This window comes from Arthrobacter sp. AIWTK1, assembly GCF_056680535.1.
On sequence record NZ_CM155287.1, the window covers coordinates 3,114,551 to 3,138,594 of the forward strand.

The window sequence follows — 24,044 nt, forward strand, 5'->3', positions numbered from 1 at the left end:
AGCAGGGAGCAACACATTGGCAGCAGAACAGAACCCGAACGCGGACATCGAGGCACTGAGCTACGAGGAGGCCCGCGAGCAGCTCGTGGCGGTCGTGGGCAAACTGGAAGCAGGGGGTGCCAGCCTGGAGGACTCACTGGCGCTGTGGGAGCGGGGCGAGGCCCTAGCCCAGCGCTGTGAGGAGTGGCTGGAGGGCGCCCGTAAGCGGCTAGCCGCCGCCCGCAACCAGGCCGGTCCGGAGTCCTAGGCCGCAGCGTCCTTGGCGCCGCTAACCGTCAGGATCTTTCCACGAGGCTGCGCTCGAGGTCCACGTCGAACTCCGTGGCCGGCCATTCGAGGTTGAGGTCTTCCAGGGCCTGGAGCAGTAGCTGCTGCACGGCGATGCGCGCGTACCACTTCTTGTTCGCGGGGATCACGTGCCAGGGCGCCACTTCGGTATGCGTCTTGTCGAAGGCAGCCTGGTAGGCGGCCATGTAGTCGTCCCAGAAGGCACGTTCCTTCAAGTCGCCGCTACTGTATTTCCAGTGCTTTGAAGGATCGTCCAGCCGGGCCAGCAGGCGGGATTTCTGTTCGTCCCGGCTGATGTTCAACATCACTTTGACGATTCGGGTGCCGTTGGCCGCAAGCCTTGCTTCAAATTCGTTGATCGCCGCATAGCGTCGCTCCAGCTCCTCCGGCGAAGCCCAGCTGTGGACGCGGTGGATGAGGACATCCTCATAATGCGAGCGGTCAAAGACGCCCACCATGCCGGCTGCGGGCACTTCCTTTTCGATCCGCCAGAGGAAGTCGTAGGATTTTTCCTCATCGGTGGGCGCCTTGAACGCCTTGAGCTGCACACCCTGCGGGTCCATGGCCCCCACAACGTGGGCCACGATGCCGCCCTTTCCCGCCGTATCCATGGCCTGGAGGATGAGCAGGACGCGCTTGGTACCACCAAATTTGGCTTCGGCGAACAACTTCTCCTGGAGGGTGGCAAGCTTGCCGTCGACTTCGGCGAGGAGGGCCTGTCCGTCGGATTTGCCGCCCAGGTATCCCGGAGTGGAATCCGGATCCACGTCGGACAGCCTGAACCCATCACCAGCTGCGAGCGTTCCGGAGGGGTGTTCGTCGAATGTTTCGATTCCTGACATGTGAAGCCTTCCGCCGATGTGCCGCCAGTCCGGAGCACCGCTTCCTCGCGGCCCCGGCTGCCGCCGCCCGGGAGACACCGGGCGGCGCTGCTGCCATCAGGCTAGTTCCCCTGGTACCGGCTCAGGAAGTCCCCCATCCGGCCAATTGCCTCTTCAATATCCTTCACGTTGGGCAGCGTGACCATCCGGAAGTGATCCGGGCGTACCCAGTTGAAGGCGCGGCCGTGGGAAACGAGGATCTTCTGCTCGCGGAGCAGGTCGAGGACAAACTTTTCGTCGTCCCGGATGTGGAAGACCTCCGGATCCAGTTTCGGAAACAGGTACAACGCTCCCCTGGCCTGCTGCGTACTGACGCCGGGGATGGCATTGAGCAGGTCGTAGGCCTTGTTCCGCTGTTCCAGCAGGCGGCCGCCGGGCAGGATCAGATCGTTGATGCTTTGGTATCCGCCCAAAGCCGTCTGGATGGCGTGCTGGGCGGGAACGTTGGCGCACAAGCGCATGTTGGCAAGGAGGCTGATGCCCTCGAGGTAGTCTGCTGCGTCCTTCTTCGGCCCGGAAATCGCCATCCAGCCGGCCCTGTAGCCGCACACGCGGTACGCCTTGGACAACCCGCTGAAGGTCAGGCACAGGACGTCGTCGCCGGTGAGGCCCGCGAGGTTCACGTGGACGGCGTCCTCGTACAGGATCTTCTCGTAGATTTCATCCGCGAAAAGGACCAGTCCGTGCTTTTCAGCCAGGGCCACGATCCTCTTAAGGGTCTCCTCGGGATACACCGCACCGGTGGGATTGTTCGGGTTAATCACCACGATTCCCTTGGTCCGCGGGGTGATCTTGGATTCGAGGTCCTCCAGGTCCGGCTGCCAGCCGGACTCTTCATCGCAGAGGTAGTGCACGGGCTTTCCGCTTGCGAGGGCCACGGAGGCAGTCCACAGCGGGTAGTCGGGGGTGGGGATCAGAACCTCGTCGCCGTCGTCGAGCAGCGCCATGAGCGACATGGTGATGAGCTCGCTGACGCCGTTGCCGAGGTAGATGTCGTCCACGTGGATGTTCTGGATTCCGCGGGTCTGGTAGTACTGCGACACCGCGGTCCGGGCGGAGAATATGCCCCGGGAATCACTGTAGCCCTGGGCGTGCGGCAGGTGGCGGATCATGTCCACCAGGATCGCGTCCGGCGCTTCAAAACCAAACGGGGCCGGGTTTCCGATGTTCAGTTTGAGGATCCGGTGACCCTCTGCCTCCATCTGCTGGGCGGCCTGAAGAATCGGTCCACGGATGTCGTAGAGGACATTATGAAGCTTGGTGGACTGCTTGAATTCTGCCATTCATCAAATATGCCATATGGAGGATGTACTTCAGCTGAGACTTGACTCACACGCGAAACGACGACGGCGCCTGCCGGACCAGGCAGGTCCGGGAGGCGCCGTCGGGCTCGTTTTACGTGGCTGGGGCTACTTGACCAGTCCCTTGTCCTTGAGCCAGGCAGCCGCAGCGTCCTTCGGATTCTGCTTCTGCGTCCCGCTGACAGCGCGGTTGAGGTTGATCAGGTCCTCCGTGGTGAGGATCTTCGAAACGGAGTTGAGCGCTTCCTTCGCCTTGTCAGTCATCTTGGCCTTGTTGTACAGGGGCAGGACCTGCTGGGCGATGAAGTTGTTCTTAGGGTCATCCAGGACCACCAGGTCGTTGTCGGCGATGGCCGGCGTGGTGGTGTAGATGTCCGCGACCTGCACCTGGTCCCCGAGCAGCGCCTTGACGGTGATGGGGCCGCCGCCGTCGCTGAACGGTTCCAGCTTCTTGGGCTCGCAGCCATAGTTCTTCTTCAACCCCGGCAGGCCGTAGGCGCGCTCAGCGAAAGTAGCCGGGGCTCCGACGATAAGCTCGCTGCAGACCTTGGCGAGGTCCTCAATCGACTTGAGCTGGTACTTCTCCGCCGTAGCCTTGGTCACCACCATGGCGTCCTTGTCCTCGGCCTTGGACGCTTCCAGCACGGCCAGGCCCTCCGGCAGCTTGGCCGGGAGCGCCTTGTAGATGTCCTCCGCCGAAACCTCGGTGGCTTCCTTGTTCACATGCAGCAGGAGGTTGCCGCTGTAGTCGGGAATGACGTCCACGGAGCCGTCCTGCACAGCCTTGAAGTACACCTCGCGCGAGCCGATGTTGGGCTTGGTGCTTGCGGTCACGCCGGCGGCATTCAGGGCGCCGGCATAGACCTCGGCGATGATCTGGCTTTCGGGGAAGTCCGCAGATCCGATCACCAGCGCAGAACCTGATCCGGAACCGCTGGTGGCCGGCGCACTTCCAAGCGGATCCGAACCGCCACCGCATGCGGACAGGGACAGGGCCAGCCCGACTCCGGCGGCCAGGCCGCCGAATGCGCGGCGCCCCAGGATACTAGGGTGGGTTTCCTTCATGATGTACCTCCTTGAACAACAGGCTCCGCGGACACGGAGTCTGTGAGATCAACCGGCGCCTGCTGGCTCCGGCCTGGCGTGGCAGAGGCTCCCCTGGTCAGGAACAGCCTCTGGAAAACAGCGAGCAGCAGATCGACGGCGATTGCCAGCGCTGCGATGAGCAGCGAGCCGCCCAGCATCTGCGGAAAATCAGACAGCACCAGGCCGTCGAACAGATACCGGCCAAGGCCACCGAGGTTGATGTAGGCCACCACTGAAACTGTGGCGATCACCTGGAGCACACCGGTCCTGAACCCGCCGAACATCACGGTCAGGGCATTGGGAAATTCCGCCCGGAACAGCACCTGCAGTTCAGTCATGCCCATGGCCCGGGCCGCGTCAACGACGTTCCGGTCCACGCTGGCAATCCCGGCGTAGGTTCCGGCGAGCAGCGGGGGCACCGTAAGGATCACCAGCGCCCAGATGGGAGGCATCAGTCCGATGCCGGCGAGGAGCACGAAAAGGGTCAGCAAGCCCAGGGTGGGCAGTGCCCGCAACGCGCCGGCCAACGCAACCACCGCCACGCGGCCGCGGCCGGTGTGGCCGACATAAAGGCCGATGGGGACGGCTATGGCGGTGGCAATCAGCATCACGAGACCCGTGTATTGCAGGTGCTCAGCCAGCCGGGCAGGAATGCCCGCGCTTCCGGTCCAGTGCAGCGGGTCGCCCAGCCAGGCGAACGTGTCCGTAAAGACGTTGCTCATGCCGACGCACCGCCCGCCCGGACGTCGGACAGTCGCTCGGCAGCCGAAGGAAGCGCAGCCTTGTCAGTCCGTGCAGCGGCCCTGGTCCAAGGCGTCAGCAGCCGTTCAAGGAGCACCAGGACGGCATCCATGAGCAGAGCCAGCACCAGGATGGCGATGATTCCGACCACCACCTCGGTGATAAAGCCCCGCTGGAGGCCCGACGTGAACAGCATCCCCAGGTTGCCGATGCCCAGGAGGGCGGCCACGCTCACCAGCGAGATGTTGCTGACGGACACCACCCGCAGCCCGGCGAACAGGACCGGAAGGGAAAGCGGGAGGTCGATCTGGAGGAAACGCGCACCGGGCTTGAAGCCCATGGCGACTGCGGCCTGGCGGAGATCGTCATCCACGGAGTCGAAGGCATCGAGCGCTGCCCGCACCAGGAGTGCCACGGCGTAGATCGTGAGGGCCACAATCACGTTGACCGGGTCCAGGACCCTGGTCCCCAGGATTGACGGGAGAATGATGAACAGGGCGAGGGACGGGATCGTGTAGAGCAGTGACGTGGCCGTGACAACCACGGAGCGCAAGGTCCTGTTCCGGCGGGCGAACTGGGCCAGCGGAATCGAGAGCACCAGGCCAAGGACCATCGGAACTATGGCCAGCACAAGGTGCTGGCCGGCCAGCTCGAACACCCGTGCGCTGTTGGCCAGGAACCATTCCATCAGAGGGCACCCTGCCGGACCAGCCGGGCCGATTCGATCACCGCGAGCACTTCATCCGCCTTAAGGACGCCGGCAAACCTGCCGTCCGCGTCGACGGCCACGCCCAGACCCGAGGGGGAGGACAGCGCCGCGTCAAGGGCACGCCGGAGCGTGTCCCCTTTCCGGAAGAGCGAGCCACCGGGGATCAGCACCGGGCCGGCACCCGGGCTTGCCCAGCCCTGCGGACGGGACTCAGCATCCAGAACCAGCATCCAGTCGCCGCCCAGTCCGGCAGCACCGGACTCCAGGTCGCGGTGGCTGACGGTCGGAACGTCATGGAGGGTGACGGCGTCCGAGGGACTGAATGCCAGGTGACGGAACCCCCGGTCCTTGCCCACGAAGGAAGCCACGAAGTCGTTGGCGGGCGCCCTGAGGATCTCCTCCGGGGTGGCGTACTGGGCCAGTATGCCTCCGGTGGCGAACACAGCGACCTTGTCGCCCAGCACGGTGGCTTCGTCGATGTCGTGGGTGACGAAAACGATGGTCTTAGCCAGGTCCCGCTGCAGCCGGAGGAGCTCCTGCTGCAGTTCATCCCGCACCACCGGGTCCACGGCGCTGAACGGTTCGTCCATGAGCAGCACCGGCGGGTCCGCTGCGAGCGCCCGTGCCACCCCTACCCGCTGCTGCTGGCCGCCGGACAACTGGGAGGGGTACCGCCTGCCCAGCACTGAGGCGAGCCCGACGACGTCGAGAAGTTCTTCGGCGCGCTTGCGCGCCTCTGCTTTGGGCACCCCGTTCAGCCGCGGGACTGTGGCGATGTTGTCCAGAACCGAGCGGTGCGGCATCAGTCCGGAGGATTGCATCACGTAGCCCATGGACCGCCTCAGCTGCGCAGCAGGCACCGAGGTAACGTCCTTCCCGTCCACGGTGATGGTGCCGGATGTGGGCTCCACCATGCGGTTGATCATCCGCAGGGAGGTGGTCTTGCCGCACCCCGAAGGACCAACGAAAGCCGTGATGGAGCCTTTGTCGATGGACATGGTGAGGTTGTCCACGGCCGGCTGCCCGCCTTGGTACTGCTTGGTGACGCTCTGGAATTCGATCATGGCTTCAGCCATTTCCCGGCTTACCTAACTGTTGGCGGCAACATCGGACGGTCAAGCCGGAAGATCATAAGCATGCTGATTTTCGGCTGTAAAGCAGGTAATACACAGCGTAACCAGCGGCCCGGACAAAGTCAGCGGTGCCGCGGCTACCGTAAGCATTCGGTGACCTGCGCCTTTTGGATGGGTGGCGGTGCCGGACTGCGCCATTCATGCAGCCGGGCACCGCCGCCATATCTCCTTCGCGCGTCAACTGCGCTTCCGTTTGCCCCGCTTCCCATCGCCGCCGGCGCGGTCGCTGGCCTTTTCATGTCCGTAGCGCTCGGCCGCCCGCTGGCTCTTGCCCGCCACCACCACCTTCTGGTGCCATTCCCGCTGGTACGCCCGCCGGGCTGCAGCGTCGTGCCGGCGGTTGAGCGCCGCAAGCTCACGCTGGAGCTTGAGGTAGCTCTCCCACCTGCGGATCTCCAGCGTCCCGTCGGCGAGCGCCGCCTGGACAGCGCAGCCGGGCTCCCGATCGTGCGCGCAGTCGGCGAAACGGCACCCGCCGAACAGCTCCTCGAGGTCCCCGAACATTTCCCCCATGCCGTCCTCGGCGTCGAAAAGCCCGAAGCCGCGCACGCCGGGGGTGTCCATGAGCACCGCACCCCCGGGCAGCGGGACAAGCTCCCGGGAAGTGGTGGTGTGCCTGCCTTTGCCGTCGCCGGACCGGACCGGCCCAACGTCCTGGGCGTGATGCCCGGCCAGGGCGTTGATCAGCGTGGACTTTCCGGCGCCGGAGGGGCCCAGCAGGACCAGGGTCCCCCCGGCCGGCACGTGTCCGAGCAGTTCGTCGAGGCCGTCGCCCTGTTCCGCCGAGGTGGTGACCACGGCAACGCCCGCAGCCTGCAGGATGACCTTCCCGACGACGTCGTCCGCGATGTCGGCAAGGTCCGCTTTGGTGATGATCACCAGCGGTGTGGCTCCCGAATCCCACGCTGCCACCAGCGTCCGCTCCAGCCGGTTGTGGGTGAGCGGCCGGTCCACCGGGACCACCACCCCCACAACATCGACGTTGGCGCCCAGGACCTGTGCCTCCGAGGATGCCTCGAAGGCGCGCTTGCGGCTCAGCGCCGACTGGCGGGGCAGCACAGCGATGACGGCGGGCTCTCCCGCCGAATTAGCGCCGAGCCACACCCAGTCGCCGGTGGCGGGAATTTCGCCGTGGACCGGGTAGGGCAGGTGCCGGAGTTCCGCGGCCCCGGCAACCAGGACCCTGTTCCGGTCCACGCGGACCACCCGCCCGGGGCTCTCCCCGCCGGGGGCGGGATGGGCGTCGAAGAGTGCTGCCGTCCGCGCTGTGAAGCCATAATGCAAGGGACCGGCCATTAGCGAAACTGACGGGGTTAAAACTGAACGGGTAGTTGTTGAATCTTTTTCGGTCAGCACGTGACCTGGAGTTGTTTTCAATGAAGAACCTCTGGTGAGGCCCCGTAGGCACGGACTCCGCTGTTTGATTCAGCCGGTACGGGTCAGGACGTGCGGTTGGCCGGGGCAGGAATAATGACGTGGCTGGCGCGCGTGGCGCGCAGGAATATTGCAGTCATCGTCTCCACCTCCCCTGTCCGCGATCATGACGTTTTGACGTCAGTCCATGTGCTTCGCCGGGTGCATCCACCGGCGGCTTTTCAAGGGTAAACCGTCCAGCGCGGCTTGGCTAGGGGTCACGCCGTGCCGGGCAGCGGGCCAGGGCGGCTGCAGGGAAGGCCGACCATGCGCCTGAGCTTGCCGCCCCCTCCCGGCGACTGGTCCTTCGGCCTAGAGTGGGTCTGTGACGAACCTCGAAGTAAGCCCCAAGGAAGAACTGTGCCCGCCGGGACAGCCGGGAGGATATGCCGGAAACGGGCCGTGCCTGCAGTTGTGGCCGGCGCGGGAAGTTCCGCTCGGCGGAGTCCGGGCCATGAACGTCTTCCGGACCCTTCCGCAACGGGGCCTGCCCACCGTGGGCGCCTGGTGCTTCCTGGACAGTTTCGGCCCGGACCGGGTGGCCATGTCCGTGCTGCCGCACCCGCATACGGGCCTGCAGACCGTAACGTGGCCCCTGGCCGGCACCATCAGGCACCGCGACAGCGTGGGCAGCGATGTGATAGTGCGTCCGGGAGAGCTCAACATCATGACCGCGGGCAACGGCGTCTCGCACTCCGAGTTCGCCGTGCTGCCGCACCGCCCGTCCCCCGGCGAAACGACCAATGCCGGTCCTTCGGGCGCCGGGACCGTCGCGGCGGGGGCTTCCGATGCCGGGACGGAACTGCCGCTGCAGCGCGGCCTCCAGTTGTGGGTCGCCCTTCCGGACGGCGAGCGCCACCGGGCACCGGCTTTCGAGCAGCACCGCAACCTCCCGGAAGTAACCGGAGACGGTTTCACGGCGACGGTGATGGTGGGAAGCTTCGCCGGAGCGACCTCGCCGGCCACGATGTACTCCCCGATCGTTGGTGCGGACATCAGCTGCACCGGATCAGTCGTCCTGCCGCTCGACCCCGTCTTTGAGCACGCGGTGCTGGTGCTCGACGGCGGCATCAGCCTCGACGGGCAGGACGTGCCGCCGGGTCCGCTGGGTTACCTCGGGACCGGCCGGCGCCTGCTGGAAGTCGAGGCGCTGCCCGGAACACGGTTCATTTTGCTGGGCGGGGAACCGTTCCAGGAAGAGCTGCTGATGTGGTGGAACTTTGTGGGCAGGACCCACGATGAAGTTGCCCAGGCCCGCCAGGACTGGGAGGACCAGGCGGACCTCCCGGACCCGAGGGCCGAGGACTCGCGGTTCGGGCTGGTCCGCGGGCACGGACCGGAGGCGGGGGCCGAGGCCGGGCGCATTCCCGCACCTCCGCTGCCGGGCGTCCGGCTCCGCCCCCGCACACGCTCCTAAGGTGTGCTGCCGGCCGACGGGCGCCGCGCGGAGTCCGGAGGCTACCCCTGTTCGGCCACCAGTTGCAGGACCCCGAAGACGGGGTCCTGCTGCAGGACCCGAACGTCCGTGACGCCTTCGGCGGCGAGGGTCCGCTTGAAGGAGTCCTGCAGGCGGACCACGTTCATCCCGAGGCCGCTGCCCAGGATCACCGGGCCCTGGATGCCCAGTTTCCGCAATGCCTGGGCGGCAAGTCCGGCGAGGTCCCGGCCTGCCTGCTCAACAAGGGCCTGGCTGGCGGCGTGCCCCGCGTCCGCCGCCTCCACAACGAGCCGCGCCTGCTGGGCCCAGTAACGCCGGCCGGTCTCCGGTGAGTGGAAAAGCGCTATCAGCTTGTTGGGGTCGTCGATCTTGCAGGACCGCAGCAGGGCGGTGGTGAGTTCGTCTGGCTCCAGGCCCTGGTTCATGCGGCGGAGGCTGTGCCGGACAGCTTCGCGGCCCAGCCAGTAACCGCTGCCTTCGTCCCCGAGCAGGTAGCCCCAGCCGCCCGCCCGTGCTTCCTCGCCCCGGTCATTCTTGCCCCAGGCAGCCGAGCCGGTGCCGGCGATGACGGCCACCCCGGTGCTGGCCCCGCCGGCCGCCAATAGCAGCCGGGAGTCATGGACCACCGTGATTTTGGCGCCGGGCACATGGGGGGCGATCAGCGCTGAAAGCGCGGCAGCGTCCTCGTCCGTGTCGATACCCCCGGCCCCGGCGTAGACCTGGGAAACAGCCCCTCCGCCGATCTTTGCGAACAGCTCGGCCAGGTGCAGTGCCGCTTCCTCGCGGCTGACGTTCTGCACGTTTGAGCTGCCAACGCTTTCATCGGCCACGGCCTTGCCGCTTTCAAAGCGGACACCGCGGGTCTTCGTGCCGCCGATATCCAGGCCGATCACCGCACCGGGCAGCCCCCCGGACGGCGAGGCCGGCGCGGCCGGAGCGTCGGGGACCCGGCCGGTGGAAGGAACAGAATCCGTTGCCGGCAGGTTGTCAGAATTAGTCACGTGAACAGACTACTGAGTGACCACAAGGAGCAGGGAATGACGGACGCCATTTTCGGTACACGAATCATCGCCGCACCCATGGCAGGGGGAACATCGACACCCCGGTTTGTGCAGGCCGTGCACCGCGCCGGCGGGTTGGGCTTCCTGGCCGCGGGCTATAAGACAGTGGCAGCCATGGAGTCCGAGATCCGCGAGGTCCGCGCCGCCGGTGCACGCTTCGGTATGAATCTCTTCGTCCCCGACCGGGCGCAGCTCAATCCGCCGCCCGCTGTCAGGGATCAGTTGGAGAGCTACCGGCGGAGCCTCGAGCCGGACGCCCGTCGCTACGGGGTGGCCCTTCCCGGGCTGCGGCTCGACGACGATGACGCCTGGCAGGACAAGATGGACGCGCTGCTGGCGGATCCGGTGGAGTTTGTCAGCTTCACCTTCGGACTGCCGGAGAAGGACGAAGTGCGGGCGCTCCAGGGCGCCGGGTCCATGGTTATTGCCACGGTCACCAGTACGGCGGAAGCCGCGCTTGCGGCGGAACGCGGAGCGGACGTCCTGGCGGTCCAGCACAGCAGTGCGGGCGGCCACAGTGCAGCCTTCCTGCCCCCGGGAAGCACAACCCGCTCCCCCGGCCCCGCGACGACGGCGGAACTGCTCGCCGCGGTGCGCAGCACAGTCGGTGTGCCCTTGGTTGCGGCCGGCGGGATCATGGATTCCGCAGGCCTTGACTCGGTGCTGGCCGCGGGCGCAACGGCAGCCCAGCTGGGTACGGGGTTGCTTCGCAGCGACGAAAGCGGCTCGCGCCAGCTTCACAAGGACGCCCTCGCCAGCCAGGCCTTTACGGAGACCCGGATGACCCGTGCGTTCACCGGCCGGCAGGCACGGGCCCTGGCCAATTCCTTCGTCCGGGATCATGAAGACGCGCCGGAGGGGTACCCTGCGATCCACCACCTCACCGCTCCGATCCGCGCGGCAGCCGCCGCTGAGGGAGACCCGGAGAGGCTGAATCTGTGGGCGGGAACCGGGTGGCGGCAGGCGGAAACCGGTCCGGTCGCGGACATCATGGCCGGGATTCTCGGGGGGTCGGAGCTTTCCTGACCACCCGCGCAACGCCAGGTGCCGGCGCGGGCGGTGGCCTCAGCCTTCAGAACGTGCCCGGATCAGTCCCGCCAGCAGCCCGGGCCCCTCGGTCAGGACCATTTCCCGGAACAGCCTGACCTGATCCGGCTCGGCCTCGTGGCCGCTACGGCGTTCGCGCCATGCCAGGCCGATTTCACGGAACGCCAGTCCGGATGCCAGCGGCACCTCCACCCAGCCAAGGTTTCCGGTGTGCTCACTCACTGTCCGGCCCGGAGCCAGGCCGCCGGGCGGGAGGATGCTGACACCGAGCCCGGCGGATACAAGCCCACGGACCGTGTGGGAGTCCTGGCTTTCGAAGGCGATGCGCGGGCGGAACCCGGCCTCGCGGAACAGTGCGTCCGTGAGCGACCGCATGCCGTATCCGTGCCCCATCGCCACGAACGGATCCTGCCTGATGTCCGCGAGCCGGGCGCTCTTCCGGCGGGCCAGGGGGTGTTGATGGTGCACCACCAGCCGCAGGGGTTCCCGGTACAGGGCGGCTGAGCCGATGCTGCGGCCTGCAGGGGCAACGGGCGCCGTCAGGGCGAGATCAGCGGTCCCCGCGGCGAGTTCCGCCAGGCAGCCGTCCCGGGCGCCCTGGCTCAGGTCGAAGGCGGTCTGCGGGTGGCGGTGGTGGAACGCGTTGATCAGCAGCGGCAGCGTGGCCTCGCCAAAGGTGTGCTGGAATGCCACGGCAATCCGGCCCCGCACCACCTCGGATTCGTGCCGCACCAGGTCCAGCCCGGTCCGGAACTCGTTGAGCGCCGCATCGATGTACGGCAGCAGAGCCTTGGCCGCCGGAGTCAGCCGGACTCCCCTGCCATCGCGGATCAGCAGTTCGGTGCCCACGACGGCACTGGCCCGGGCGAGCGCCCGGCTGACCGTGGACTGCGGTATGCCGAGTATTTCCGCCGTTTCCGTCACGTGCTGCGTCCGTCCCAGTTCGGACAGGACGGGGAGTAACGGAAGCAACTGCGCCAGCTGTTTGTGCTCGATATCCATCGGGCCTTCCTAAAATTGATCCGTTATCAGCATTGGTCCTATGTAAATCATGCATTGGAAGCATGCGATCCGGCGATCTACGCTGGCTTCATGCACATGCTGTCAAAGCGGGACACGCCTCACCCCGGGCCGTGGGCCGGCCATCCGAAGGGCTCAGCTGCCTACGGACGGCTGCTTGCGGGCTTGGCGTTCGCCGGGGTGGCAACGTTCGCGCAGCTCTACTCCACCCAGGCCGTGCTGCCCATCATGGCCACGGACCTGCGGATCACGGCGGCCGAAGCGGCGCTCACCATCTCGCTGGCGACCGTAGGGCTCGCGGCCACTGTCATCCCGTGGTCCTTCCTGGCGGACAGGATCGGCCGGGTCCGGGCCATGACCCTGGGCATCTCTGCCGCGACCGTCCTGGGCCTGCTGGTTCCCCTAGCCGCCACCTTTCCCATGCTCCTGGGGCTCCGCTTGCTCGAAGGCATGGCACTGGGCGGGATACCGGCGATCGCCATTGCCTACCTGAACGAGGAAGTCCACAAGGCGCACGCCGCCATGGCAGCCGGTAGCTACGTCGCGGGGACCACGCTGGGCGGCCTGTCGGGACGGCTGGTTGCCGGCCCCGTCGCTGAGCTGTGGGGGTGGCGGGCGGCCACCTTGGCCGTCTCCGTCCTGGCCGCCGTCGCTACCGTCCTGTTCCTGGTCCTGGTGCCCAAGGCCCGCGGCTTCACGCCTGCACGCGCCAGCGGATTCCGCGGGGCGGCGAGGACGCTTGCCGGCCATCTGCGCAATCCCCGCCTGCTGGCCCTCTATGTCCAGGCCTTCCTGCTCATGGGCGGCTTCGTGGCCGTCTACAACTACCTCGGCTTCCGGCTTTCCGGTGATCCGTTCGGGCTGCCGGCCACCGTGATCAGCCTCATCTTCGTGGCCTACCTGTCCGGCACGGTGACCTCCAGGCTGGCTGGAGCCCTCACGCTGAAGTTCGGGCGGCGGACCATCCTGCTGGCCGGAATCGTGCTGATGGTCCTTGGCCTGGCGCTGACACTGACGCAACTGCTGGTCCTGATCCTGGCCGGTCTTTTGGTTTTCACCGGAGGATTCTTTGCGGCGCACAGCATCGGGGCGGGCTGGACCGGAGGGATCGCCACCACAGGCAGGGCGCAGGCCGCCTCGCTGTACAACCTGGCCTACTACCTTGGCTCCAGTGCAATCGGGTGGGCAGGCGGCCTGGTTTTCCAGTCATTCGGTTGGACTGCGCTCGCCCTGACAGTCATCGGGCTGGGATGCACGACGGCGGTGATCACCGCCGTCGTGCATCCCGCGGCTGACGCGGGGAAGCCGGGCCCGGGCCAGCCGGCCCTCAAACAGCCGGCCCCCAAACAGCCGACCTCCGCGCAAGGGAATCCGGCCGGCTAGCGCGTTCCCTCGACTGCCTGCAGGAGGTCCGCCACAATGTCCGCAGCGTCCTCCAGCCCCACGGACAAGCGGAGCAGGCTGGCAAGCGGCTTGGCCTCGGCAGCAACGGGCCGGTGGGTCAGCCCGGCCGGGTGCTGGATAAGGGTATCGATGCCGCCCAGGGACACGGCGTGGGTGATCATCCGGACCGCCCCCGGCACTCGCTCGGCATGCTCGGCGCTGGCCAGTTCAAACGCCAGCAGCGAGCCGGGTCCGGACATCTGGGTCCCCACCAGCCCCAGCGGGTCGCACTCCGGGAGCCCCGGGTAATGGACCGCCTTCACCAGCTCGTGTCCGGCCAGGGCTGCTGCAACCTTGTGGGCGGTTGCCTGTTGCGCCCGGACCCGCACCGGAAGCGTGCCGAGCCCGCGGTGCAGCAGGTAGGCCGGCCAGGGCGTCAGGATTCCGCCGGTCACGGCACGGACCTGGCGGAGCCTGGTGGTCCACTCCGTTGACGCCGCCACCACACCGCCCATGGCATCCCCGTGTCCGCCGAGGAATTTGGTGGCGCTGTGCAGCACCAGTGTGGCGCCGTGGGCCAGGGGCTGCTGCAGCACGGGGCTGGCAAAGGTGTTGTCCACCAGTACCGGCACGCCGTCAGCGTCACGCGAGAGCTGAGCGATGTCCACCAGGTCCAGGCTGGGGTTGGCGGGCGTCTCCACCATCACCAATCCCGTGTCCGGTCGCAGGGCCGCGCGGACTCCGTCGGCCGTCGTGAACGTCACCTCGGTGCCCAGGACGCCCGAGGCCAGGACGTGGTCGCTGCCGCCGTAGAGCGGCCGCACCGCCACCACGTGCTTCCTGCCGGCAGCCACAGTCGCAAGGAGGACTGCCGACAGCGCGGCCATTCCGGTGGCAAAGGCCACCGCCTCGGGAGCGCGTTCGAGCACGGCCACACCCTCCTCGAAGCGGGCCACGGTGGGATTCCACAGACGCTGGTAGACGGTGCTCTGGCCTTCCAACGGCATCCCGCCGCTGGCCATTTGTTCATAGGCCCGGCCGCCGTCGTGGACGGACGGAAGCGGCGCAGTGGTGGAGAGGTCAATCGGCACGGCGTGCACGCCTTGTTCTGTGAGGCCGGTACGGCCTGCATGGACAGCCAGTGAATCGGGAGAAAGCACGGGACTCCTTTGAATTATTCGCCATTGAATCCGGCAAGTCTCTGGCAATAATTCGGAGTTTCATAGGGCATGCGAATGGAACTGTCGGAAAATGAAGTTTATGATGAACTCATAACCCTTGGAGGAGGCCCTGTGAGCAGCGGTGCGAAGAATATTCGGCTTGGCGCGGGAACCGAACCGCTGGACGCCATCGACGAACGGCTGCTGGCCGCCCTCGTGGATGACGCCCGCATCTCAAACAAACAGCTGGCCGAGCTCGTGGGCATCGCCCCGTCCACCGCGCTCATGCGTACCCGGGCACTGTCCGAACGCGGCATCATCCAGGGCTTCGAAGCGAAACTGAGCCTGTCCGCCATCGGCCGGTCCGTCCAGGCGCTCATCGCCGTCCGGCTCCGCGCCCACGACCGCGAACAAATCGACCGCTTCACGTCCCGGGTACCCCGGCTCCCGGCCGTGCTCTCCACCTTCCACACCTCCGGGTCGGTGGACTACCTCCTGCACATTGCCGTGGCCACCACCGAAGACCTCCGCGACTGGGTCCTGGACAACCTGGCGACCGATCCCGTGGTGGGCCACACCGAAACCACACTGGTGTTCGAACACATCCAGGGCAACCACGGGCCGCTTCCGGACTGACGCCCCCGGGCGGGCCGCCGGCCGGGCTGGACGCCCGGGTTCCCCGCCTGCCCCTAGTGCCAGATGTAGAGTCCGGAATGCGCGGCGCCCATGATGTCGCTCCGAAGCACGTCCAGCTGCTCCCGGCGGAGCGCTGCAGCGCGTTCGCGTTCGGCCCAGTCGGAGAGAATCACCCGCCGGCGTTCGGCCCAACGGACCAGCGCGGCGCCCAGCCCGGCCGCAGCCGACTCGACGACGGTGGGCCTTCGGTAGGGGCTGCATGCAGCTGAACCGGTGGCGGAGACTGTGCTCATGGCACTTTCCTTTCAGGACTTTCCGGTTGTGTGTTCTGACGTTGGATGTTCTGGCGTTCTACATTCCGTGGCATGCGGGCCCGGCTTCCCGCCGATGCGGGAACGCCGAGGATGGGGAAGGCGTTCAGGTGGATCTGGACCGGGCGGGCGCCTTCCTGCTCACCTTCGTTCCTGATGTCCTCCAGCAGCCGGTGGCCGAAGGCTTCCAGGGCGCTGGTGTACCTCGCGAGCTGGTCCGCCGTGAGCCGCGCATTCGCGGTGCTGATGAGGGCGGCGTGGAGCCATTCAGCATCGAGGCTTTCGCTCCCGTGCGCCATGAAGTCCGCAAGCACGGCCTGCCTGCTGTGTTCAAACTCGCGGGTGACCAGCCTGGACGCTTCCTCTGTTGCCGGGGAAGCTGCCAGCTCCGGGGACGTGATCTGGATGGCCCCGCGCGGGCGTTCCCACCAGCGTTCCCGCGCCGTGCCTTTGCCCTCAACCTCCCTGACAAAGTCATGCTTTGCCAGTTGCCGAAGGTGGTAACTCGTGGATCCGCTGGACTCGTTGAGCAGTTCGCCCAGACTGCAGGCCGTCTGTGCCCCGTAGCGGGAGAGCATCTCAAGGATCTGCACCCGCAGGGGGTGTGCCAGTGCTTTCAGTGAGGCTGTATCGACGCGCCGCACCGGAAACGGCACACTGTCCTCAGCCGGCAGGACGGAGTCTGTGGCGCTTTCCGCGGGCGGGGCTGCTGCTGGCGCCGCCTCCGGTGAACTTTTCATACGTCCAAAATACTCTTGCAAAGAAACCTTTGCAAGCATTTCTTTGCAAGGATTTGTTTGCATGGATTTGTTTGCATCGGATTCGTGGCACGTCGACGGCGACCCGGCGCGATCAGGAGCGCCCCGGCGCCCACCCGCGGATTTTGGTTCCGGTCAGGCTGGCCGGCGTACTGCGGCAGCGAGCGTCACGGCAGCAAGAACGAAGGCCAGGAGGGCGCAGAGCACTACGAATCCGGCCACTGCCGCCTGCAGCCCGTAGGCCGCCGTCGCAATTCCCAGGCCGATCACCGGCAGCGCGCTGCCAAGGTAGGTGATCACATAGACAGTGCTGATGATCTGCGCGTGCCGCGACGCCTCCACTTTTCCGGCCACGTCGTTGAACACGGTCCGGAAGGACACTCCCTGGCCAACGCCGGCGGCCAGGCTTGCGGCGATCAGCAGCCACGGGCTCGTCCAGGCGGCGGCAGCGGCAATCAGGAGGACAGACACTGCCAGCACTGCCAAGCCGGCAGGCACCACAAACCTCCCGCGGACGGCCAGCAACTGGCTGAGGGCGGAAGCGCCGAGCGTCAATCCGGCCAGCAGTCCGATGAGGGGGCGGGAATCGGCGCCGACGATCTGGGCGAAGTAGCCGGGCGCCAGCGAAAGGCAAAAGCCAAAGACGGAGAAGCTCAGGAACCCGACGGCGGAAGCCAGCCAGAAGGCGCCCCGGGCTTCACGCGAAACGGAGGGGCGTCGGGGCGCCAGCACCTTCAGGGACTGCGGGCCGGCGACGGACGTGATGGCGGGCCGCGCCTTGAGCAGGTACAGCGGCACCAGCATGGCGATGAGGACAACCGAGTGGAGGTAGTACGGCGTGGAGGTTGGCCCAGGCAGGAGCGAGAGGATTCCCCCGATGCCCGGGCCGGCTGCGACTCCCCCGGCGGACGCCAGCAGGGTAAAGCGTGACGCCCAGTCGGGGCGGGCGGGCAGCAGTTCACGCAGCGCAGCGGAACTGGCGCCGGTCGCCAGGGCCACGGCGACGCCCTGGAAGGCGCGCCCCGCGGACAGCATCACCAGGTTGTCCGCATTGGCAAAGACCAGCCCGCCGAACAGTCCCACGACCACCGCGAGCAGCAGCGCCGCCCGGCGGCCGATGTAATCGGACCAATGCCCGGCCAGCATGAGCGTGGACACAAGGGCCAGGACATAGGCGGAAAATGCCACCGTAATCCCGAACGACCCGATGCCAAGATTCGCCTGGAGCAGCGGGTACAGCGGGGTTGCCAGGTTGGCGCCGACGAGCAGCGTGAAAATCACGACGCCGGCCATCACCAGCCGCGCTGTGGTGGAAGCGTCCCATGCCCAGCCGCCGGCGGTAGCCGGACGCATGCGGAGTTCGCTGAAGACAGTCATGTGCGTGCCTTTGCCTGCAGTGCCGGTCCTCGTCCGCTCCTTGTGGGAACGCCGCGGTCCGGGCGGAAAGAATTGATACCTACAGAATGGGTCATGCCTGAACCTGGAGGCCGAAATAGGTGTCAGAATTGAGCAAAACAGTCAATGATGCCCAGTAGAAATGAACCGGAGTGACGATTTGAACAGCTTGGACACCACGGACCTGAAGATCCTCCTGGAACTGATCCGGGATCCGCGGGTCCAGATCGGCGAACTCAGCGACACCCTGGGCATCGCCCGCAACACGGCGCAGTCGCGGGTCCGCCGCATGCTCCGCTCCGGCCTGCTGCACGACGGCGGACGGGAGATTGACCTCGAGGCGGTGGGGTACGACGTCGTCGCTTTCGTGACCATCGAGGTCAGCCACCGGGAACTCGACGGCGTGGTGGGCGCCCTGCGCCTGATTCCGCAGGTCCTGGAGGTCCACGAGATCTCCGGCCGCGGCGACGTCTGGTGCCGGGTGGTGGCGACAGACACCCACAACCTGCAAACGGCGCTGCGGTCGATCCTCAGGATCAAGGGCGTGATCCGGACGGAAACCGTGCTGGCGCTGCACACGCATATCCCCTACCGCACTGAGCCGCTCATCAGCCGGCTTGCCCAGGGCGGCGCGGAGGCGCCAACCCGCAAGCGACTGGGATAATGGCTCGTGACCATCATTGACAACGCCGTGTACGTGGACGGCCGCCGGACCGCCGAGCCGCACAACCTTGAGCAGACCTTTGAGACCCTGGCAGACCATGGCGGCATGGCCTGGATCGGACTGTACCGGCCCAACGAGGCCGAAATGTCCGCCGTGGCCCGCGAGTTCGGACTCCACCTGCTCGCGGTGGAGGATGCTATCTCGGCCCACCAGCGCCCCAAGCTGGAACGCTACGACGACGTCCTCTTCACTGTGCTTCGCCCTGCCCGGTACCTCGACGACACGGAAACGGTGGAGTTCGGGGAGCTGCACGTGTTCACGGGCTCGAACTTCGTGATCACAGTCCGGCATGCGGAGACAGCCGGGGTGGCCCAGGTGCGGCAACGGCTGGAGGGCCGCCCCGAACTTCTGTGCCACGGGCCTGAAGCCGTGCTCTACGCCCTGATGGACCAGGTGGTGGACGACTACGTTCCCGTTGCTGCCGGCCTGGAGAACGACATCGATGAAATCGAGGACCAGCTGTTCAGCGGGGACTCGGCGGTCTCCCGCAGGATCTATGAACTGGCCCGCGAAGTGATCCAGTTCCAGCGGGCCATCCATCCGCTGCCGGGAATGATGCAGCTGCTGAGGCGTGGCTTCGACAAATACGAAGTGAACACGGAACTGCAGCACCACCTCCGCGACGTGGAGGACCACGTGGAGCGGCTGATCGCCCGCGCTGATACCTTTCGCGACATCCTCCAGAATGCGCTCACCCTGGACGGCACCCTGACTGCCAACCGGCAAAACGAGGCGAGCGCCGAACAGAACGAGCAGGTCAAGAAGATCTCGTCCTGGGCGGCCATTTTCTTCGCCCCGTCCTTCGTGGCCGGGGTCTACGGCATGAACTTCGACCACATGCCTGAACTGCACTGGGCTTTCGGCTATCCGCTGGCGATTGCCATGATGGCCGCAACGGCAACACTCATGTACGTCATCTTTAAGCGGAAGGGCTGGCTCTAGGAGCCGCCGGCATGACTGGTTCCCAGGCCGGCGGCCCGCAGCCGGCTCTTCGCCCGGGCCGGATCCTCGTCCCCGGCACCGCCCGGCAGCTGGGTACGTTCGGATTGTTCACCCCGGCACCCGGCCAGCGGCGGACCGTGGACGTCACCGGAGGGCCGCTGGAGGTAAAGAGCGCCGAAGGGGACCTTTTGTGGGTAGGTTTCCGCGAACTCACCGGCGCGGCAGCGCCCGCCCGGGACTTCGCCGCCCTGGCCGGCCGGTTCGGGGAGTGGGTGGTGGACGGGCTCCCGTCCCGGGCCGGTGCCGCCGGTTCCCCGGAGTGGCAGCGATTCCTGGACGTGGTGGACGTGTTGTTTGCCGCGGACGTGACCCTGTTCGTTATCGGTCCGGCGCTGCCGGAGTTCGGCCCGGACAGTCCGTTGTCGAGCCTTCTCCGGGTGGATTCCGACGACGAGCTTCCAGCCGCGCATTCGTCCGGGAGCTAGTCCCGCTCCGACTGGACGATGGTCACGGTGCCGGCGCCGCCGTCGACCTCTATCCGCTGACCGCTCGCGATCCGGCGGGTAGCCACTCCGGTGCCCAGCACGGCGGGGATGCCGTATTCCCGGGCCACAATGGAGCCGTGGCTCAGTGGACCGCCAACGTCGGTGACCACGGCCGACGCCATGGCGAACAGCGGAGTCCACGCGGGAGTGGTGATGCGGGCCACCAGCACCTCCCCCGGCTGCATCAGGGAAAAGTCTTCGGGACCGGCCAGCACCCGGGCAGGAGCACTGACCCGCCCCTGGCTGGCGCCCACACCCTTGATGGTGTTCCCCTGTTGGTCCTGGGACCCCTCCGGCATCATCCCGGCGAGGGACCGCTGCAGCCACCGGATCTCCGGCAGCATCTGCGGGGCGGTGGCGCTGCGCTGCCCCCGCCAGCGCAACCGGCGCTCAGCGACTGCCTCAGCCAGGACCGGCCGGTCAGCACCGGTAATTGCCGCCGGAACGCCCCGGGCCGCAAGGCCGAATTCGACGGCGCTGCCGACTTCCTGGTGTCGAAGCCAGAACACGTCGCCGGGGTCTGCAATGAGGCCGGCCGCCACCAGCCGCTGCCCCAGTTCGCGGAGCATGCGCCGCATCAGCGGCCACCCGAGCCCGACGTCGGCAAGCGCGTCTTCGCGAATCGGCGCCGGCCCCTGCGCCCACCGGAGCAGACGAACGAAGGCCTTCCTGCGGGCAGGGTGCAAGCGCGCCAGTATCCTGTTCGTGCTGTCCTCACGGCGGGCGGCAGCGAGCGCCTGCCGCCGGTGCGGGTCGTTGCCCTGCCCGCGCAGGTAGAACTTGAGCGTGTCCAGCAGCGGGGACGCGTCGTCCGCCGGCACGGGATTGACGAAGTCCAGGTTGTAGACGGTGTGGCCGAAGCGGTCCAGGTGCTGCTGGAAACGGTCCTCCCACTGCTGCCACAGGCCTGGATCCATCCCGCTCGGAGGCGTCCCCGACAGTTGGGCCCGGGCCAGTGATTTTGTCGGCGTCGCCAGGATGGCCTCTGTGAGCCCGGGGACGTCGCCGGACCACCCGGCCAGGTCGAAGAGGGATTTCTCGGCCCGGATCGGCTGGCTGTCGTAGCCGAGCAGGAACGTCGCCGCAGGCGGGTCGCCGTCCTGCCGGACAAACTTGTCGTAGAACTTCTGGAACGCGAGTTCGCTGGACGTCGCGATCGGAATGATGGACTGGACGGCCGTGTAGTACACCGTGCCGGCGTCAAGCAGCGCAGATACCCCCTCCAGCAGTTCTTGCCCGCCCAGGTCTGCAACGGGCTTCGCGGACCACGCCTCCACCACGCGCACATAGCGCGGGTGGGAATAGTCACGCCAGCCCTGGACGCCCATATGCGCTTCGCCCCGGATAAGGGCACGGACAGCGGCGGGCGTCTTGCCCATCAGCCGCCACAACGCGGCTGTCCGGTAGTAGTAATAGGCGTAGCCGTTGATGACAGGCAGTCCAAGATCGGTGTCGCGGAGGCTGTTCCCGCCGAACGCCTCGTCCATCAGGGCATGCAGGGACCGCGACACTGAACCGTCAATCAAGTCGGCGAACAAGGGAGACAGCGGATCGGGAAGCTGCTCCACAATGCTCGCCCGGAAATAGAGCCCCTTCGGGTACGGCACGCTCCAGTCGCGCGGGACTTCCCCCGCGGGCTCGGGCAGTGCGGTGATGGGACGTGACTGGAGAATGAAGAACCTGCCGTCCGCCAGCGCCCACTCGATATCCTGCGGCGATCCAAAGTGCCGGGCGATGCGGGTTCCGTAGCCGGCCAGCAGTGCAGCCGCGGCATCGTCGAGCACGGGTTGGTGCCTGCGGGAAGCGGGGACAGGTTCCTCGCGCGTGCCCCGGCCGGCGTACGCCGTCATGACCTCCTTGTCGGCCGTCCGGCGGGAAACCACCTTGCCGGTCGCGGCCTCCACCACGACGTCGTCAGTGGAGACGGCTCCGCTGACCACGGATTCGCCCAGCCCCCATGCGGCAGCGAGCACGATCTGGTCGCGGCGCCCGTTGGCCGGGTTGGCGGTGAACATGACTCCCGCGGCGTCCGCGGCCACCATCTGCTGGACTACCACGGCCAGCCGGACCTGGTCCGGCCTGATACCTTCCCGGGCACGGTAGCCCATCGCCCGGGAGGTCCAGAGGGAGGCCCAGCAGTTGATGACTGCGTCGATCAAGGCATCGGCGCCATAGACGTTGAGGTACGTGTCCTGCTGGCCCGCGAAACTTGCAGAAGCGAGGTCTTCGGCGGTGGCTGAGGAACGTACCGCCACGGCCGTTTCCATGCCTGCGCCGGGGCCGTGGCCCGGGCCGGGATCGTGGCCCGGGCCGGGGTCGTGGCCGGGGCCCGGGTCGTGGCCTGGGCCGGGGCCCAGCTGTCGGTAGGCCTCACGGATTTCAGCGGCTATCAGGTCCGGCATCGTACCGGCGCTAAAAAGTGCACGGATCTGCCCGGAGGCTTCCCCGTAGTCGCGGGGCGTGGCGGACGCCGGCAGGGCTGCGTACTCCTGGATCCGCCCGGCCAGCTGGTTGTCCCGGACAAACAGCTCGTAGGCGCCGGTGGTGATCAGGAATCCCGGGGGTACCGGCAGCCCCGCCCGAACGAGTTCGCCCAGCCCGGCGCCCTTGCCGCCCGCCGTCGCGACGTCGTCCCGGCCGACTTCGCGGAAATCACTGATGTAAACCATGACCGCGAAGCCTCCTGTCCGGCGGGGCCCTCCCGGGCGCCCCTGATTCACAACATACTGGCACGCGGACCGGCATCATGCCATGGCCGGGGCTTTCCGGTCCCGGACCTGTCCTTCGGCCCTTCCGCTACCCTGCCCGGGTCCCTAGTGTGGGTCCATGGCTGAGGCATTTTCCTCCCTCGTGGAGACGTTCAGGAACATGGGTGTGGCGAGGGCTTACGGCGCTCCGGTGCAGATCGGGGGCGAGGAACTAATTCCCGTGGCGTTGGTGTCCTTCGGCTTCGGCGGCGGGGGTGACTCCGGTCCGGAGGGCGCCAACGGGGCCGCGGAAGGCGGCGGCGGAGGAGGCTTCGTACTCCCGCTCGGCGCTTACCTGACGGACGGGCAGGGCCGTTTAGTGTTCCGGGCCAATACATTGACGCTTCTCGCGGGGCTGGTCCCGGTGGTGTGCGCCGTAGGGATGGCAGTTCGCGGAGTGATCAAGACGGTCAACGCAAGCCGGCGGTAGCCCTGATCCAGTCCAGTCCGTAGGGGACGGAAGCCGACAGGTTCAGGTAGGCGGGGGCGGGCGGCAGTTCAATCGCGTTCGTCACCCCGACCAGTTTCTGGTCACCGTGGTCTGACCAGATGACCGGACCGCCGCTATCGCCACGGTTCGCTGACGTATGCGGCGAATACGTGCAGAACTGCCAGGGTCCTGCGATGTCCGGGCAGGCCTCCGCGGGGACCGCTGTGAGCCGGGTTTCAACCAGCCGGGGCGCCGGATCGCACTGTGCCGCCGGGTTGAACGGGTCGCCTGTACAGCCAAAACCGGCCACGGTGACCTCTGCCCCGACCGGAGCCGGCGTGGACGCCAACTCAATGGTGGGCTCGGACACAGCCGAGGCCAGGAAGAGCAAGGCAATGTCGTCTTTGATCCTTGCGGGATCGTAGTGCGGCATGGGGACGGCCCGCGCCACCCCGATGGTGTATTCGGATCGTTTCTGGCCATAGTGGAATGTCACGGCGATGGCGGACGGGCTGCGTCCGTTGTTGCTGATGCAGTGCGCCGCCGTGACCACGGTGTCTTCCGTGATCAATGATCCGGTGCAGGAAGCAATTCCTTCCGGGTAGGCCAGTTCCACCCTGACGGCCCACGCGTACTCGTCGGAATCCGCCCTGCTCCCGTTGTAGACGGCGAGGGCCGGAGTGGCCGAGGCTGCCGTTAGGGCTGCTGCGAACAGTGCCGACAGCAGCGGCGCCACCAATCGCCGGCGCCGGCGCGGGCGCGGGCGCGGGGAGCCTGGGGGGATTCCTTCTCCGCTGCGGGCCGTGGTGTGCGTGGGGATTCTTGTGCGCATGAGGGTGCTCCTCATCTTTACCTGAAGATATATCGCGGATGTGGTGACGGAACCGTGACGAAT

At 67.0% G+C, this 24,044-nt stretch carries 24 protein-coding genes; 9 read left to right on the plus strand and 15 right to left on the minus strand.

Translation table 11 applies throughout. The features are described from left to right. The first annotated feature begins 16 nt into the window (after positions 1-16). A complete protein-coding gene (locus AC1MDG_RS14300; protein ID WP_043482812.1) occupies positions 17-247 on the plus strand; it encodes an exodeoxyribonuclease VII small subunit in 231 nt (76 codons plus the stop codon). Positions 248-275: 28 nt separating this feature from the next. Here AC1MDG_RS14300 and AC1MDG_RS14305 read toward each other — a convergent pair whose 3' ends face one another. The 7 genes from AC1MDG_RS14305 to rsgA all read right to left on the minus strand — a co-directional run bounded on the left by AC1MDG_RS14305 (position 276) and on the right by rsgA (position 7,435). Continuing rightward, the gene (locus AC1MDG_RS14305; protein WP_479804625.1) at positions 276-1,130 is read right to left on the minus strand and encodes a polyphosphate kinase 2 family protein; all 855 of its coding nucleotides are present in this window, start codon (positions 1,128-1,130) and stop codon (positions 276-278) included. Positions 1,131-1,231: 101 nt separating this feature from the next. Next, on the minus strand, positions 1,232-2,452 hold the full coding sequence (locus AC1MDG_RS14310; RefSeq protein WP_043482814.1) for a pyridoxal phosphate-dependent aminotransferase: 1,221 nt from the start codon (positions 2,450-2,452) through the stop codon (positions 1,232-1,234). 126 nt (positions 2,453-2,578) lie between these two features. Beyond that, entirely contained in the window at positions 2,579-3,535 is a 957-nt protein-coding gene (locus AC1MDG_RS14315) for an ABC transporter substrate-binding protein (RefSeq protein WP_479804626.1), read from the minus strand. Further along, the gene (locus AC1MDG_RS14320) at positions 3,532-4,278 is read right to left on the minus strand and encodes an ABC transporter permease (RefSeq protein ID WP_479804628.1); all 747 of its coding nucleotides are present in this window, start codon (positions 4,276-4,278) and stop codon (positions 3,532-3,534) included. Before AC1MDG_RS14320 ends, AC1MDG_RS14315 begins: the two co-directional genes overlap by 4 nt. Beyond that, positions 4,275-4,985 (minus strand): ABC transporter permease, encoded by a 711-nt coding sequence (locus AC1MDG_RS14325; protein ID WP_479804630.1) that lies wholly within the window; start codon positions 4,983-4,985, stop codon positions 4,275-4,277. Before AC1MDG_RS14325 ends, AC1MDG_RS14320 begins: the two co-directional genes overlap by 4 nt. Continuing rightward, positions 4,985-6,082, minus strand: coding sequence for an ABC transporter ATP-binding protein (locus AC1MDG_RS14330; RefSeq protein WP_043482818.1), 1,098 nt, complete (start codon positions 6,080-6,082; stop codon positions 4,985-4,987). Before AC1MDG_RS14330 ends, AC1MDG_RS14325 begins: the two co-directional genes overlap by 1 nt. A 234-nt stretch (positions 6,083-6,316) precedes the next feature. Continuing rightward, positions 6,317-7,435 carry a ribosome small subunit-dependent GTPase A gene (gene rsgA / locus AC1MDG_RS14335; RefSeq protein ID WP_479804632.1) on the minus strand — a complete coding sequence of 373 codons (1,119 nt, stop codon included), beginning with the start codon at positions 7,433-7,435 and terminating at the stop codon, positions 6,317-6,319. A gap of 442 nt (positions 7,436-7,877) precedes the next feature. Here rsgA and AC1MDG_RS14340 point away from each other — a divergent pair, with 442 nt between their 5' ends. Then, complete coding sequence (locus AC1MDG_RS14340) at positions 7,878-8,969, plus strand: pirin family protein (protein ID WP_479804634.1); 1,092 nt, start codon at positions 7,878-7,880, stop codon at positions 8,967-8,969. Positions 8,970-9,010: 41 nt separating this feature from the next. On the opposite strand, the gene AC1MDG_RS14345 is transcribed toward AC1MDG_RS14340, so the two are convergent. Next, complete coding sequence (locus AC1MDG_RS14345) at positions 9,011-9,991, minus strand: N-acetylglucosamine kinase (protein ID WP_479804636.1); 981 nt, start codon at positions 9,989-9,991, stop codon at positions 9,011-9,013. A gap of 36 nt (positions 9,992-10,027) precedes the next feature. Here AC1MDG_RS14345 and AC1MDG_RS14350 point away from each other — a divergent pair, with 36 nt between their 5' ends. Next, positions 10,028-11,077, plus strand: coding sequence for a nitronate monooxygenase (locus AC1MDG_RS14350; RefSeq protein ID WP_479804638.1), 1,050 nt, complete (start codon positions 10,028-10,030; stop codon positions 11,075-11,077). A 39-nt stretch (positions 11,078-11,116) separates the two neighbouring features. Here the strand turns inward: AC1MDG_RS14350 and AC1MDG_RS14355 are convergent, their stop codons facing one another. Next, positions 11,117-12,100 carry a LysR family transcriptional regulator gene (locus AC1MDG_RS14355; protein ID WP_479804640.1) on the minus strand — a complete coding sequence of 328 codons (984 nt, stop codon included), beginning with the start codon at positions 12,098-12,100 and terminating at the stop codon, positions 11,117-11,119. A gap of 96 nt (positions 12,101-12,196) precedes the next feature. On the opposite strand from AC1MDG_RS14355, the gene AC1MDG_RS14360 reads away from it, so the two are divergent. Then, the gene (locus AC1MDG_RS14360) at positions 12,197-13,501 is read left to right on the plus strand and encodes an MFS transporter (RefSeq protein WP_479809108.1); all 1,305 of its coding nucleotides are present in this window, start codon (positions 12,197-12,199) and stop codon (positions 13,499-13,501) included. Here the strand turns inward: AC1MDG_RS14360 and AC1MDG_RS14365 are convergent. Then, positions 13,498-14,661, minus strand: coding sequence for a trans-sulfuration enzyme family protein (locus tag AC1MDG_RS14365; RefSeq protein ID WP_479804641.1), 1,164 nt, complete (start codon positions 14,659-14,661; stop codon positions 13,498-13,500). The two genes, AC1MDG_RS14360 and AC1MDG_RS14365, sit on opposite strands and share 4 nt — an antisense overlap. 132 nt (positions 14,662-14,793) lie before the next feature. Here AC1MDG_RS14365 and AC1MDG_RS14370 point away from each other — a divergent pair, with 132 nt between their 5' ends. Then, a complete protein-coding gene (locus tag AC1MDG_RS14370) occupies positions 14,794-15,297 on the plus strand; it encodes an Lrp/AsnC family transcriptional regulator (RefSeq protein ID WP_043483179.1) in 504 nt (167 codons plus the stop codon). A gap of 53 nt (positions 15,298-15,350) precedes the next feature. On the opposite strand, the gene AC1MDG_RS14375 is transcribed toward AC1MDG_RS14370, so the two are convergent. The 3 genes from AC1MDG_RS14375 to AC1MDG_RS14385 form a co-directional block, all read right to left on the minus strand. Next, the gene (locus AC1MDG_RS14375) at positions 15,351-15,590 is read right to left on the minus strand and encodes a hypothetical protein (RefSeq protein WP_043482826.1); all 240 of its coding nucleotides are present in this window, start codon (positions 15,588-15,590) and stop codon (positions 15,351-15,353) included. Then, the gene (locus AC1MDG_RS14380; protein WP_479804643.1) at positions 15,587-16,348 is read right to left on the minus strand and encodes a helix-turn-helix domain-containing protein; all 762 of its coding nucleotides are present in this window, start codon (positions 16,346-16,348) and stop codon (positions 15,587-15,589) included. Before AC1MDG_RS14380 ends, AC1MDG_RS14375 begins: the two co-directional genes overlap by 4 nt. 153 nt (positions 16,349-16,501) lie before the next feature. After that, positions 16,502-17,743, minus strand: a complete 1,242-nt coding sequence (locus AC1MDG_RS14385; protein ID WP_479804645.1) for an MFS transporter — start codon at positions 17,741-17,743, stop codon at positions 16,502-16,504. A gap of 178 nt (positions 17,744-17,921) precedes the next feature. Here AC1MDG_RS14385 and AC1MDG_RS14390 point away from each other — a divergent pair, with 178 nt between their 5' ends. Genes AC1MDG_RS14390 through zapE form a run of 3 tightly spaced genes read left to right on the plus strand, consistent with a single transcriptional unit; the run spans position 17,922 to position 19,912 of the window. Further along, entirely contained in the window at positions 17,922-18,425 is a 504-nt protein-coding gene (locus AC1MDG_RS14390) for an Lrp/AsnC family transcriptional regulator (RefSeq protein WP_442853503.1), read from the plus strand. A 6-nt stretch (positions 18,426-18,431) separates the two neighbouring features. Further along, on the plus strand, positions 18,432-19,427 hold the full coding sequence (corA, locus tag AC1MDG_RS14395; protein ID WP_479804647.1) for a magnesium/cobalt transporter CorA: 996 nt from the start codon (positions 18,432-18,434) through the stop codon (positions 19,425-19,427). An 11-nt stretch (positions 19,428-19,438) separates the two neighbouring features. Next, positions 19,439-19,912: an AFG1/ZapE family ATPase gene (zapE, locus tag AC1MDG_RS14400; protein ID WP_479804648.1), complete on the plus strand. Its 474-nt coding sequence runs from the start codon at positions 19,439-19,441 to the stop codon at positions 19,910-19,912. Here zapE and AC1MDG_RS14405 read toward each other — a convergent pair. Continuing rightward, positions 19,909-22,641, minus strand: coding sequence for a PEP/pyruvate-binding domain-containing protein (locus tag AC1MDG_RS14405; RefSeq protein ID WP_479804650.1), 2,733 nt, complete (start codon positions 22,639-22,641; stop codon positions 19,909-19,911). The genes zapE and AC1MDG_RS14405 overlap by 4 nt on opposite strands. Positions 22,642-22,798: 157 nt before the next feature. Between AC1MDG_RS14405 and AC1MDG_RS14410 the strand changes: the two genes are divergently transcribed. Beyond that, complete coding sequence (locus AC1MDG_RS14410; protein ID WP_479804651.1) at positions 22,799-23,149, plus strand: spore germination protein GerW family protein; 351 nt, start codon at positions 22,799-22,801, stop codon at positions 23,147-23,149. Here AC1MDG_RS14410 and AC1MDG_RS14415 read toward each other — a convergent pair. After that, entirely contained in the window at positions 23,130-23,981 is an 852-nt protein-coding gene (locus AC1MDG_RS14415) for a S1 family peptidase (RefSeq protein ID WP_479804653.1), read from the minus strand. The genes AC1MDG_RS14410 and AC1MDG_RS14415 overlap by 20 nt on opposite strands. Between the last annotated feature and the right edge of the window lie 63 nt (positions 23,982-24,044).